Genomic DNA, 13,126 nt, shown 5'->3' on the forward strand with positions numbered 1-13,126 from the left:
GTTCTCTTTCATGAGACATTATCAGTGGATAGCGCCGGCGCAACAGCCCCTCCGTCAGGCGTGATGCACCATTCCTAATCAACCGTTGTCCGGCCGCGGGCGCTGCACTATCTGGGAACAGCCCGCATTTGCGACCAATCCAGCTCTCCGGATCCCCTTCCATGCAAGATCACACCTCCCCGGCCTCCCTCGAAAACGCGATCGCGCTGCAGAAATTCGGCGTCGGGCAGCCGGTCCGGCGCAAGGAGGACGACACGCTGGTGCGCGGTCACGGCAAATATACCGACGATTTCAACCTGCCCGGCCAGGCCCATGCCTGGATCGTGCGCTCCAGCCACGCCCATGGCATCATCAAGAGGATCGACACCGCGGCCGCCAAGGCCATGCCCGGCGTGCTCGGGGTGTGGACTGGCGCCGACCTCGCCGGAGCCAACTATGGCCCGTTCACCTGCGGCCTGCCGCTGAAGGGCCGGGACGGCTCGCCGCTGCTGCAGACCAACCGGCCGGCGCTCGTCACCGACAAGGTGCGCTTCGTCGGCGACCCCGTCGCGTTCGTGGTGGCGGAGACCGCGGCACAGGCCCGCGACGCCGCCGAGGCGGTCGAGGTCGATATCGAGCCCCTGCCCGCGGTCACCAATGCCGAGGAAGCCGCCAAGCCCGGCGCGCCGCAGCTTTATGATCATATCCCCAACAACGTCGCGCTCGACTATCATTATGGCGACACGGCCAAGATCGAAGAGGCCTTCGCCAAGGCCGCGCACGTCACCAAGCTCGACATCGTCAACACCCGCGTCGCCGTGGTGTCGATGGAGCCGCGCGTGGCGCTCGCCGCGTTCGACGGCAAGACCGAGCGCTTCACCTTGCAGGTGCCGACCCAGGGCGTATCCGGCAACAAGGCGACGCTGGCCAAGATCCTGAACGTCGCGCCCGACAGGGTCCGCATCCTCACCACCAATGTCGGCGGCTCCTTCGGGATGAAGAACGTCTCCTATCCCGAATACGTCTGCATCCTGCACGCCGCCAAGCAGCTGGGACGTCCGGTGAAGTGGCGCGACGAGCGTACCACCGCCTTCCTGTCGGACAGCCAGGGCCGCGACCAGATCATCCATGGCGAGCTGGCACTGGATGCCGACGGCAAGTTCCTCGCCGTGCGGCTGTCAGGCTATGGCAATCTCGGCGCCTACATCATGGGCGTGGCGCCGCTGCCGCTGTCGCTCAACACCGGCAAGAACCTCGCCAGCGTCTACAAGACGCCGCTGCTCGGCGTCGACATCAAGACCGTGCTGACCAACGTCACCCTGATGGGCGCCTATCGCGGCGCCGGCCGTCCCGAGGCGAACTACTTCATGGAGCGGCTGATCGACACCGCCGCGCGCGAGATGGGTATCGACCGTCTCACCATCCGCAAGCGCAACTTCATCAAGCCGAGCCAGATGCCGTTCCCGGCCGCGTCGGGCGTCACCTACGACTCCGGCGACTTCGCCGCGGTGTTCGAGAAGGCGCTGCAGGTCTCCGACTACGCCGGCTTCGCCAAGCGCAAGCGCGAGAGCCGCAAGAACGGCAAGCTGCGCGGCATCGCCGTCGGCTCCTATCTCGAGGTCACCGCGCCGCCGTCGGGCGAGCTTGGCAAGATCACCTTCGATGCCGATGGCGGAGTGACCCTGACGACCGGCACGCTCGATTACGGCCAGGGCCACGCGACCCCGTTCGCGCAGGTGCTGTCGGCGCAGCTCGGTGTGCCCTTCGACAAGATCCGGCTGGAGCAAAGCGACTCTGATCTCGTGCGCTTCGGCAACGGCACCGGCGGCTCGCGCTCGATCACCGCGACCGGCCAAGCCATCGTCGAATCCTCGCAGCTCGTGATCGCCAAGGGCAAGCAGGCCGCCGCGCATCTGCTCGAAGCCTCGGAAGCCGACATCGAGTTTGCCAACGGCCAATTCACCATCGCCGGCACCGACCGCAGCATCGACATCATGGAGCTCGCGCGCCGCCTACGCGAGGGCAAGATGCCCGAGGGCCTGCCGGCCTCGCTCGACGTCGACCACAACTCGACGGTAACGGAGTCGACCTTCCCCAATGGCTGCCACGTCTGCGAGGTCGAGATCGAGCCGGACACCGGCGTCGCGCAGATCGTCGCGTATACCGCAATCAACGACTTCGGCACGGTGATCAATCCGATGATCGTCGCCGGCCAGCTGCATGGCGGCGTCGCCCAGGGCATCGGCCAGGCGCTGATGGAGCATCTGCGCTACGACGAGAGCGGCCAGCCGATCACCGGCTCGCTGATGGACTACGCGCTGCCGCGCGCCTCCGACGTGCCGATGATGACGGTGGACAACCATCCGGTGCCCGCCAAGAGCAATCCCTTGGGCACCAAGGGCTGCGGCGAAGCCGGCTGCGCCGGCTCGATGGCGAGTGTGATCAATGCGGTGATCGACGCACTGTCGGATTACGGTGTGAAGCATCTCGACATGCCGCTGACCACCGAGAAGCTCTGGCGCGCGATCCAGGACGGCAAGGCGAAGACCGCGGCGTAGCTGCTTCGCAGCGCTCGCGATGAGGCGAAAACATCTCATTGCCAAACGAAAGCCCGTAGCCCGCATGAGCGCAGCGATATGCAGGGTCTCACGGGCTGTATCGGTGAGCCCGGATGTCGCTCCCGCCTGCACCCGCTGGGCGCCGGCGTGCGCGCATCCGGACTACGGACTGTCGAGATTGGGCCGCGGGTCCTCTCCACGTCATTGCGAGCGTAGCGCGTAGCGAAGCAATCCAGACTGCCTCCGCGGCAACACTCTGGATTGTTTCGCTACGCTCGCAATGACGGGAGTGTGTGGCAAGCAGCGTACCCAGAACTTCGCTGTCATCGTCCGCGCAGGCGGAGCATGACAGCTGTCTTTTGGATGCCGCGTGCCTCTTGCCAAGTCCGTCCGCTAGGCGGCCGCCTGCGCGCGCGGCTGGTAGATCGCCACATGGTGACAGTGCGCCAGCGGCCGCGTGCCGTTCGCCACCACCAGCGCATCGATCTCGACGAAGCGGTGGCCCTTCTTCTCGTAGTTCGCGACCACCCGGCCACGCGCGGTGATCTCGTCGGTTTCGGCAATCGCCGACAGCAGCTGCATGCGGCTGCCGACGTGAATCCACGGACCGAGCACGATGTTGTCGACCAGCAGACGGTTCATCACCCGCTGCAGCATGCCGGGATGACCGAGCCGCTCGCTGGCATAGATCGGATCGCGCTCGCGGATCTCGGCGAGATAGGCCGTCGCCGCCTGCCCCGGCCAGGCGCGTGGCGCAGTGCCGAGCCAGCTGCCGACGGCGAACGAGTCTGCGCCGATCGCCGACCGCACCGCTGCTGGCGGAACATCGCGATAGTCGGCCAGCACCACGTCGGGCGCCGCCGCCGGCAGCGACGCGGAACCGGTGGCGCAGATCTCGCCTTTACTCGTCACCTCGAGGCTGAGCCCGTCGCCGACCTCCTCCGCCCTGACCTCGGCGATCTCGCCGTCATAGACCGGCTTGGTGAAGCGCGCCTCGATCAGCCCACGTTCCAGGAACGCCCGCCCCCAGCGCGCGACCGGCTGATGCAGCATATAGGCCAGCACCTCGACGCCGGGCACGAGGCCGCCGGCGAAGCCGAACCGCCGGGCCACGCTGTCGTCGTGCATCTTGTTCTCGGACTGCTTGGCCGTGTTGAACGCCTCGACCGCATACGCCGCGATTCCATCTGCCATCCTTGCCTCCCGTTGCCCCATTTTTGGTCGATGGTAGCGGCCGGAAAGGCCGTGGCAAGCGGCGCGTTTGGCTCGCAATTCCCGCTGCGATGGAGTACCAACCGGACCATTCCAACCGATGGCCCGATGACGACCGAAACCGCCCCGATCAACATCTATGTCGACGCCGACGCCTGCCCGGTGAAGGACGAGATCTACCGCGTCGCGATCCGGCACGGTCTGCCGGTGATCGTCGTCGCCGGCGGCTTCATCCGCGTGCCGGAGGATCCGTTGATCACGCGCGTGGCGGCCGGCACCGGCATGGATGCCGCGGATGACTGGATCGCAGAGCGCGCCGGCGCCGACGACATCGTCATCACCGCGGACATTCCGCTGGCGAGCCGCTGCGTCAAGGCCGGCAGCGCCGTGATCGCACCGAACGGCAAGCCGTTCACCGAGGAGTCGATCGGCATGACGCTCGCCGTGCGCAACCTCATGACCGATCTGCGCTCGTCCGGCGAGGTCACCGGCGGGCCGCGCTCGTTCACGCCGCGCGACCGCTCCACCTTCCTCTCCACCCTCGATCAGACCATCCGCCGCATGCAGCGCCAGCGCGCCGCGCGGATGCAACAGCAAGGCTAGACCCATGGCGCCGCCTCTCGTCCAACTCAAGGACATCCGCCTGACCTTCGGCGGCACCGCCCTGCTGCAGGGCGTCGAACTGTCGGTCTCGCCCGGCGAGCGCGTCTGCCTGATCGGCCGCAACGGCTCCGGCAAGTCGACGCTGCTCAAGATCGCCGCCGGCCTCGTCGAATGCGACAGCGGCACCCGCTTCGTGCAGCCGGGCGCCACGGTTCGCTATCTGCCGCAGGAGCCGGATTTCTCCGGCCATGCCACCACGCTGTCCTATGTCGAGGCCGGGCTCGGCCCGGGCGACGATCACTATCAGGCGCGCTATCTCGTCGAGCAGCTCGGACTGACCGGAGAAGAGGATCCCGCGCATGTCTCCGGCGGCGAGGCGCGTCGCGCGGCGCTGGCGCGCGTGCTTGCACCCAACCCCGACATTCTGCTGCTGGACGAGCCGACCAACCACCTCGACCTCACGACCATCGAGTGGCTGGAGAACGAGCTCGACGGCCGAAGCTCGGCGCTGGTGCTGATCAGTCACGATCGTCGTTTCCTCACCAATCTGTCCCGCGCGACCGCGTGGCTCGACCGCGGCCAGATCAGGCAGATCGACCGCGGCTTTGCGGCGTTCGAGGCGTGGCGCGACGAGGTGCTGGCGGAGGAAGAACGCGAGCAGCACAAGCTCGACCGCAAGATCGTCAACGAAGAGCACTGGCTGCGCTACGGCGTCTCCGGCCGCCGCAAGCGCAACGTCAAGCGGCTCGCCAATCTGCATGCGCTGCGCCAGCAGCGCCGCGACTATCGCGGCACGGCGGGCGCCGCCAACCTCGCCGCGGCCGAGGCCGACAAGTCCGGCAAGCTGGTGATCGAAGCGAAGGGCGCATCGAAGAGCTTTGGTGATCGCAAGATCGTCGACAACTTCTCCATCCGCATCCAGCGCGGCGACCGCATCGGCATCGTCGGCCCCAACGGCGCCGGCAAGACCACGCTGGTCAACCTGCTCACCGGCGGCAGCGAGCCGGACAGCGGCAGCATCCGGCTCGGCGTCAATCTGGAGACGGCGACGCTCGACCAGCACCGCGAGAGCCTCGATCCCCGGACGACGCTCGCCGAAGCGCTGACCGGCGGCCGCGGCGATCACGTCATGGTGGCCGGCAAGCCGAAGCACGTCGTCGGCTACATGGAGGACTTCCTGTTCTCGCGCGAGCAGATGCGCACGCCGCTCGAAGTGCTCTCCGGGGGCGAGCGCGGCCGGCTGATGCTGGCGCGCGCGCTGGCCAAGCCATCGAACCTGCTGGTGCTGGACGAGCCGACCAACGATCTCGACTTGGAGACACTCGACGTGCTCGAGGACATGCTCGGCGACTACGAGGGCACGGTGATCCTGATCAGCCACGACCGCGACTTCCTCGATCGCGTGGTCACCTCGGTGATCGTCCCCGAGGGCAACGGCAAATGGCAGGAATACGCCGGCGGCTACAGCGACATGCTGGCGCAGCGCGGCGCCGACCTGAAGCGCCAGCATGCCAAGGCGGCTGAGGAGAAGAAGGAAACCAAGCACGCGGCCGCGGCGCCTGCGAGCGCGCCGAAGCGCAAGCTCTCCTTCAACGAGAAGCACGCACTGGAGACCTTGCCGAAGACGATCGCCAAGCTGCAAGCCGAGATCGCCAAGCAGCAGGCCGTGCTCGCCGACCCCGCGCTATATGCGAAAGACCGCAAGAAATTCGACGCCGCCTCCCTCGCCCTCGCCACTGCGCAAGCCGAGCTCACCGCCGCCGAAGACCGCTGGTTGGAGCTCGAAGTGCTGCGCGAGGAGATCGAGGGCGCGTGACGTTCATCGAAATCACTTCGTCATTGCGAGCGAAGCGACATGTCCGCCATAGCCCGAAGGGCGACGGCGGAAGCAATCCAGGGCTGCAGTCGTGACTCTGGATTGCTTCGTCGCTTCGCTCCTCGCAATGACGGCTATATGGAGTAAATGACATGACCACCCCGCTCGCCGCCAAGATCGCCAGGGACTACGGCACGCCCTGCGCCGTCATCGACATGGACAGAGTTGAGCGCAACATCGCGCGCATCCAGACGCAATGCGAAGCCGCCGGCGTCGCCAACCGCCCGCACATCAAGACCCACAAGAGCCCGGTGCTTGCCAAGCTGCAGATCGAGGCCGGCGCGCAAGGCATCACCTGCCAGAAGATCGGCGAGGCCGAGATCATGGCGGCCGCTGGCATCAGCAACATCCTGATCAGCTACAACCTGATCGGCGAGGAAAAGATGGCGCGTCTTGCCGCACTGCAGACCAAGGCCGATATGACCGTCGCCGCCGACAACGCGACCGTGATCGCCGGCCTGCCGCAGGCAGCAAAACAATCCGGCCGCACGCTGTCGGTCGTGGTCGAATGCGACACCGGCCGCAAGCGCGCCGGCGTCGAGACACCGGCCGAGGCGATCCAGCTTGCGCGCCAGATCAAGGCCAGCGAGGGCCTGCGCTTCGCCGGCTTCATGATGTACCCGACCGAGACCGGCTGGGACGAGGCGCAGCGCTTCTATGACGAGGCCCTGGCCGGCGTTCGCGCCGAAGGGCTGGAGGCTGCCATCGTCTCGACCGGCGGCTCGCCCAACCTGAAGAATCTCGGTAAGCTCAAGGGCGCCACCGAGCACCGGCCCGGCACCTACATCTACAACGACCGCATGCAGGTCGCCGCCGGGGTCGCCAGCTGGGACGACTGCGCGCTGCACATCTACTCCACCGTCGTCAGCCGCGCCGCGCCCGAGCGCGGCATCCTCGACGCCGGCTCGAAGACGCTGACGACCGACACCGGCGGCCTCGACGGCCACGGCCTGATCCTGGAGCACCCGGAAGCGAAGATCGCGCGCTTCGCCGAGGAGCACGGCTTCCTCGATCTCTCCCGCAGCAACACCCGCCCCAATGTCGGCGACGTCGTGCGCATCATCCCCAACCACGTCTGCGTCGTCGTCAACATGATGGACGAGGTCGTGATGGTCCGCGGCGAGGAGATCCTGGGCACGTTGCCGGTCGCGGCGCGGGGCAAGCTGCGGTAGGACGAAGCTCTCTCGCAGCGTCATTGCGAGGAGCGAAGCGACGAAGCAATCCAGAGTCGCGCGCGTAACCCTGGATTGCTTCCACCTACGCTCGAGGAGCTTCGGCGGACACGTCGCTTCGCTCGCAATGGCGAGAAATCGGTAGGGTGGGCAAAGACGCGAAGCGTCGTGCCCACCGCGTTCTCGTACGAATGCTAATGGTGGGCACGCTTCGCTTTGCCCACCCTACAATTCGAGCCACTTCAACACGCCCCTGCCCGCGGCGGCCCCGGTCGCGAACGAGGCTTGCAGCAGATAGCCGCCGGTCGGGGCTTCCCAATCGAGCATCTCGCCGGCGGCGAACACACCGGGCAGGCGTTTGAGCATGTAATCGGCGTCAAGCTCGTCATGCGCGATGCCGCCGGCGCTGGAGATGGCGCGGGCGAGTCCGGCGGTGCCCGTCAGCTTCAGCGGCACGGCATTGATCAGCGCCGCGAGACGATCGGGCGGCAGCGACGAGAGTGACAGGCCGTGCGCCCTGGCCGCCTCCTGCAGCAGCCCGATCGCCACCGGCGACAACTGCACCGCCTTGCGCAGCACGTTCGAGAACGACTGCTTGCCGCGCGGTGCCGAGAGCCGCGTGACGAGATCGGCTGTCGCGAGGTCGGGCCGCAGCGCGACATGCAGGATCGCCCCCCCTGTCAGCGCGATCGCCTCGCGCAGCTCGGCCGACAGCGCATAAACGGCGCCGCCCTCGATGCCATCGCGCGCGACGACAGCCTCCCCGCGCACGCCGCGATCACCGAACGACAGCGCGATGCCCTTCAGCGGCTGGCCCTCGAAGCGATCGCGGAAGATGTCTGACCAGGCGACGGTGAAGCCGCAATTGGCCGGCCGCAGCGGCGCGATCGCGACGCCCTTCGCCGCCAGGATCGGCACCCAGCCGCCGTCGGACCCGAGGCGCGGCCAAGAGGCGCCGCCGAGCGCGAGCACGACAGCGTCAGCGGCGACCGCGCGCGCTCCCGCCGGCGTCTCGAATGTGAGATGTCCGTCCGCGTCCCAGCCGGTCCAGCGATGCCGCAACTCGACGCGCACGCCCTGCGCATCGAGGCGGCGCAGCCACGCGCGCAGCAGCGGCGAGGCTTTCATTGCCCTCGGAAACACGCGGCCCGAGGAGCCGACGAAGGTCGGCTCGCCCAGCGCCTCGCACCAGTCGCGCAGCCGCTGCGGCGGGAACGCGCGGATCGCCGGCTCAAGCCACGCCGCCGCCTCGCGGTAGCGCGCCAGGAAGGCGGGCAGCTCTTCGCTATGGGTGAGGTTGAGGCCGCCGCGACCGGCCATCAGAAACTTACGCGCCACCGACGGCATCGCATCGTAGACGGTGACGGCGGTCCCGCCCTCGGCCAGCACCTCGGCCGCCATCAGTCCGGCCGGGCCGGCACCGATGACGGCGACTTGGTTTGAAGAGGACATGGCGCCAATCTAGGCCGAGCAGGTCGCCGAGCAAAAGGTCGTCATGCCCGGGCTTGACCCGGCCATGACGGCGGAGTTCGACCCGGGCATCGTGTCTTACAGCTTGATCCCCAGCCGCGCGGCGGCCTGACCGACATATTTCTGCGTCTGCTCGAATGCGCCCTGCAGCGCCCTCGCCTTCGACATGTCGCTGATCTCGGCAAAATGCGCGGCGATCGCGTCCGGCGTCCATTCCTCCGGCGGCAGGTTGATGCCCTCGCTCTCCAGGATCCTGATCACCGCGAAGGAGCCGGCACCCGCGCCCATGATGGTCCGGGTCGGCGCGTCCTCGCTCAGCAGATACTCCACCGCGGGCGTGATCGATTCCGGCTTCATCAGCTGCAGCGCCTGCGGTGGCAGCAGTTCCTCCGTCATGCGCGTCGCCGCCGTCGGCGAGATGATGTTGACGCGGATGTTGGTCTTGCGGCCCTCCTCCGCCAGCACGTTCATGAGGCCGACCATGCCGGTCTTGGCCGCGCCGTAGTTGGCCTGCCCGAAATTGCCGAACAGGCCCGAGGACGAGGTCGTCAGCACGATGCGGCCGTAGTTGCGCTCGCGCATGCCGTTCCACACCGCCTTGCAGCAGTAGAAGCTGCCGACAAGATGCACATCCAGCACCTTGGCGAAATCGGCAACCTCCATCTTGCCGAACGACTTGTCGCGCAGGATTCCGGCATTGGCGCACATGATGTCGACGCTGCCCCACTCTTTGGTTGCGCGCTCGACCATCGCCGTGACCTGTTCGAAATTCGAGACGTCGGCACCGTCAGCCATCGCGGTGCCGCCGGCTTTGCGGATCTCCTCGACCACCGTCTCCGCCGCGGTCATCGAGCCGCCGGTGCCGTCGCGCGCGCCGCCGAAATCATTGACCACGACCTTGGCGCCGCGGCTCGCCAGTCCCAGCGCATGCGCGCGTCCGAGACCATTGCCTGCGCCGGTGACGATGGCGACGCGTCCGTCGAATCTGATTGCCATGATGTTTGTCCTAGGTTCTAGGCTCGTCATGCCCGGGCTTGACCCGGGCATCCATCCACTTCGAAAAACTCTCAGTTTTGTTGGATCGCCGGGTCAAGCCCGGCGATGACGAGGGGTGGGTTGGGACGAAGAGAGTTAGCTCAGATAGATCAGTCCGATCCAGTCGGCGACCAGCGCGGGTTTGTCCTCGCCTTCGATCTCGACCGTGACATTGGTGCGCGACTGCAACTCCTTGGGCTTGCGCAGCGTGGCTTCCGCCAGCACGAAGCGGCCGCGCACGCGCTTTCCCGATTTCACCGGCGAGATGAAGCGCAGCTTGTCGAAGCCGTAATTGACGCCCATCGCCGTGCCCTCGATCGCCGGCATGACCTCGTAGGACATCACTGACAACAGCGACATCGTCAGGAATCCGTGCGCGATCGTGGTGCCGAACGGCGTCGCCTTGGCTTTCTCCGGATCGACATGGATGAATTGATGATCCTCGATCACATCGGCATAGGTGTCTATGCGCTGTTGATCGAGCACGTGCCACGATGACACGCCGATCTCCTGGCCCACCATGGCCTGATAGGCTGCGAGCGAAATCGGCGGCTTCTTCCAGATCTGGTTCATGCGTTCCTACACCTCGTGCCCGGACGGCCTGGTCTTCAGCTCCGGGAAATCCTCTTCCTTGAACTCCGTGCCGCGCAGATGATCCGTGCGGTCGTCCTCATGCTCCAGCCGGCGCAGCTGCACGCGGCGGATCTTTCCGGAGATCGTCTTCGGCAGCTCGCTCACGAGTTCGAGCCGGCGGATGCGCTTGAACGGCGCCAGCCGCGCCTGAAGATGGGTGAAGATCGACAGCGCCGTGGCGCGCGAGCGCTCCGCGCCCGCCGTCAGCAACACATAGGCTTTCGGGATGGCGAGACGGATGGGATCCGGAGACGGCACAACGGCAGCCTCGGCGACGGCCTCATGCTCCAGCAGCACGCTTTCCAGCTCGAACGGCGAGATGCGGTAGTCGGACGATTTAAACACGTCGTCGGAGCGGCCGACGAAGGTGAGATAGCCGTCATCGTCCTGGAACACGACGTCGCCGGTGCGGTAGCGCATGCCATCGGCGCCGGACAGCTTACCGTCGTCGCCCTGATAGCCCTGCATCAGGCCGGCCGGACGCTCGCCGGTGAGCGCCAGCGTGATCTCGCCTTCGCCGGCGAGATTGCCGTCGATGTCGGCGACCTCGACGCGATAGCCCGGCAGCGGCCGCCCCATCGAGCCGATCTTCAGTTTCTGGCCCGGCGAGTTGCCAACGATCGCCGCGGTTTCGGTCTGGCCATAGCCGTCGCGAATCGTCAGCCCCCAGGCGGCACGCACCTGATCGATCACCTCCGGATTGAGCGGTTCGCCGGCGCCGCAGGCCTCGCGCAGCGAGACCTTGAAGTCGGCGAGATGTTCCTGGATGAACAGCCGCCACACCGTGGGCGGCGCGCACAGCGTCGTGACGCCGCAGCGTTTGATGATCGCGAGCAGCCCCTTGGCGTCGAAGCGCGGCTGATTGACCACGAATACCGTGGCGCCGGCATTCCAGGGCGAGAAGAAGCAACTCCAGGCATGCTTGGCCCAGCCCGGCGAGGAGATGTTGAGGTGCACGTCGCCCGGCTGCAGGCCGAGCCAGTACATGGTCGAGAGATGGCCGACCGGATAGCTGCGGTGGCTGTGCCGCACCAGCTTCGGCTTGGCCGTGGTGCCCGAGGTGAAATACAGCAGCATCGGATCATCCGGCTGCGTCGGCCCATCCGGCGTGAACGCCTCGGTCGCGTCGGCCGCCTGCTCGAACGGCAGCCAGCCGGCAGGCGCTGCCGGCGCGCCGACGACGATGCGGACGAGATCATCGGCGCCGAGATCGGCGAACTTCGCAACCTGATCCTGCGCCGCGACCACGGCCTTGGCGCGGCCGCGCTCCAGACGATCGCGCAACTCGTCGGTGGTCAGCAGCGTCGTCGCGGGGATCACGACGACGCCGAGCTTCATCGCCGCCAACATCGTCTCCCACAGCGGCACGACGTTGCCGAGCAGCAGCAGCAGATGGTCGCCGCGCTTCAAGCCCTGCGCGCGCAGGAAATTCGCGACCTGGTTGGAGCGGCGCGACAGCGCCGCGAAGGACAGCTTGGTCTGGCGGTCCTGCGCGGCATCGAAGATCCATAGCGCCGTCCGCTCGCGACTCTCCGGATCAGATGCGAGTTCGGCATCGAACCAGTCGAGCGCCCAGTTGAACGGGACGGGATCGGGCCAGCGAAAACCCTTCACGGCCGCATCGTAGTCGGTGCGATGCGCCAGCAGAAACGCGCGTGCATCCTTGAATGTCGTCATCAGATGGTCCCGGCGAGCTTGCGGACGTGCTGAATGATCCCTGAAAAGTCGACGCCGCCATGGCCGGCAGCCTCAAATGCCTTATAGATCTCCTGCGCATGCTGTCCGAGCGGCGTCGCCGCGCCGGCCGCCTTGGCGGCGTCCTGCGACAGCGTGAGGTCCTTCAACATCAGCGCCGTCGCAAAACCGGGCTTGTAGTCGTTGTTGGCCGGCGAGGCCGGCACCGGGCCCGGCACTGGGCAATAGGATGTCAGCGACCAGCACTGTCCTGACGAGGTCGAGGCGACGTCGAACAGCGCCTGATGCGACAGGCCGAGCTTCTCGCCGAGCGCAAAGGCCTCGCTCACCGCGATCATCGAAATGCCAAGGATCATGTTGTTGCAGATCTTGGCCGCCTGCCCCGCGCCGGCGCCGCCGCAATGGACGATCTTCTTGCCCATCTTCTCCAGGATCGGCTTCGCCGTGGCGAAGGCGCTTTCCTCGCCGCCGCACATGAAGGTGAGCGTTGCGGCCTTGGCGCCGCCGGTGCCACCGGACACCGGCGCGTCCACGGCGGCGATGCCGTGCTTCGCGGCCAGCGCATGCGCGGCGCGCGCGCTCTCGACGTCGATGGTCGAGGAATCGATGATCAGCGCGCCCTTCGTCATTGCCGGCACGACCTCGGTCCAGACCGCCAGCACATGCTTGCCGGCCGGCAGCATGGTGACGACGGCATCGGCGCCCTTGGCCGCGGCGACGGCGCTGTCGGCGATTTCGGCGCCATCGGCCTTGGCCTGGACGCGCGAGGCCTCGACCAGATCGAACGCGACCACCTTGTGGCCGGCCTTGACCAGGTTGGCGGCCATTGGTCCGCCCATGTTGCCGAGGCCGATGAATGCGATCGTTGCCATGGTTCGTTCTCTCCCCTCGAC

The 13,126-nt window shown here is 66.9% G+C and carries 9 protein-coding genes and 1 pseudogene; 4 read left to right on the forward strand and 6 right to left on the reverse strand.

Annotation, left to right across the window (positions count from 1 at the left end; translation table 11 throughout):
• Window positions 1–161 precede the first annotated feature (161 nt).
• Complete coding sequence (locus QW881_RS13825) at window positions 162–2,537, forward strand: xanthine dehydrogenase family protein molybdopterin-binding subunit (protein ID WP_315757914.1); 2,376 nt, start codon at window positions 162–164, stop codon at window positions 2,535–2,537.
• Window positions 2,538–2,930: 393 nt separating this feature from the next.
• Here QW881_RS13825 and QW881_RS13830 read toward each other — a convergent pair whose 3' ends face one another.
• A complete protein-coding gene (locus tag QW881_RS13830; protein ID WP_315757916.1) occupies window positions 2,931–3,731 on the reverse strand; it encodes a hypothetical protein in 801 nt (266 codons plus the stop codon).
• A gap of 126 nt (window positions 3,732–3,857) precedes the next feature.
• On the opposite strand from QW881_RS13830, the gene QW881_RS13835 reads away from it, so the two are divergent.
• The 3 genes from QW881_RS13835 (at window position 3,858) to QW881_RS13845 (ending at window position 7,400) form a co-directional block, all read left to right on the forward strand.
• Window positions 3,858–4,352 (forward strand): YaiI/YqxD family protein, encoded by a 495-nt coding sequence (locus tag QW881_RS13835; RefSeq protein WP_315757917.1) that lies wholly within the window; start codon window positions 3,858–3,860, stop codon window positions 4,350–4,352.
• Window positions 4,353–4,356: 4 nt separating this feature from the next.
• Complete coding sequence (locus tag QW881_RS13840; protein WP_315757918.1) at window positions 4,357–6,168, forward strand: ABC-F family ATP-binding cassette domain-containing protein; 1,812 nt, start codon at window positions 4,357–4,359, stop codon at window positions 6,166–6,168.
• Window positions 6,169–6,320: 152 nt separating this feature from the next.
• Window positions 6,321–7,400, forward strand: coding sequence for a D-TA family PLP-dependent enzyme (locus tag QW881_RS13845; RefSeq protein ID WP_315757919.1), 1,080 nt, complete (start codon window positions 6,321–6,323; stop codon window positions 7,398–7,400).
• A 225-nt stretch (window positions 7,401–7,625) separates the two neighbouring features.
• On the opposite strand, the gene QW881_RS13850 is transcribed toward QW881_RS13845, so the two are convergent.
• The 5 genes and pseudogenes from QW881_RS13850 to mmsB form a co-directional block, all read right to left on the reverse strand.
• Window positions 7,626–8,852: a TIGR03862 family flavoprotein gene (locus QW881_RS13850; protein ID WP_315757920.1), complete on the reverse strand. Its 1,227-nt coding sequence runs from the start codon at window positions 8,850–8,852 to the stop codon at window positions 7,626–7,628.
• Window positions 8,853–8,948: 96 nt separating this feature from the next.
• Window positions 8,949–9,866, reverse strand: coding sequence for an SDR family NAD(P)-dependent oxidoreductase (locus tag QW881_RS13855; RefSeq protein ID WP_316158442.1), 918 nt, complete (start codon window positions 9,864–9,866; stop codon window positions 8,949–8,951).
• A gap of 135 nt (window positions 9,867–10,001) precedes the next feature.
• Complete coding sequence (locus tag QW881_RS13860; protein WP_315739161.1) at window positions 10,002–10,478, reverse strand: MaoC family dehydratase; 477 nt, start codon at window positions 10,476–10,478, stop codon at window positions 10,002–10,004.
• 6 nt (window positions 10,479–10,484) lie between these two features.
• Window positions 10,485–12,215: an AMP-binding protein gene (locus QW881_RS13865; protein ID WP_315757923.1), complete on the reverse strand. Its 1,731-nt coding sequence runs from the start codon at window positions 12,213–12,215 to the stop codon at window positions 10,485–10,487.
• A pseudogene (gene mmsB / locus QW881_RS13870) lies at window positions 12,215–13,123 on the reverse strand (3-hydroxyisobutyrate dehydrogenase); the annotation flags it as partial. The pseudogene mmsB and the gene QW881_RS13865, both read right to left, overlap by 1 nt.
• Window positions 13,124–13,126: the final 3 nt, after the last annotated feature.

The organism is Bradyrhizobium sp. SZCCHNS3016, assembly GCF_032484535.1.
Taxonomy (GTDB): Bacteria; Pseudomonadota; Alphaproteobacteria; order Rhizobiales; family Xanthobacteraceae; genus Bradyrhizobium.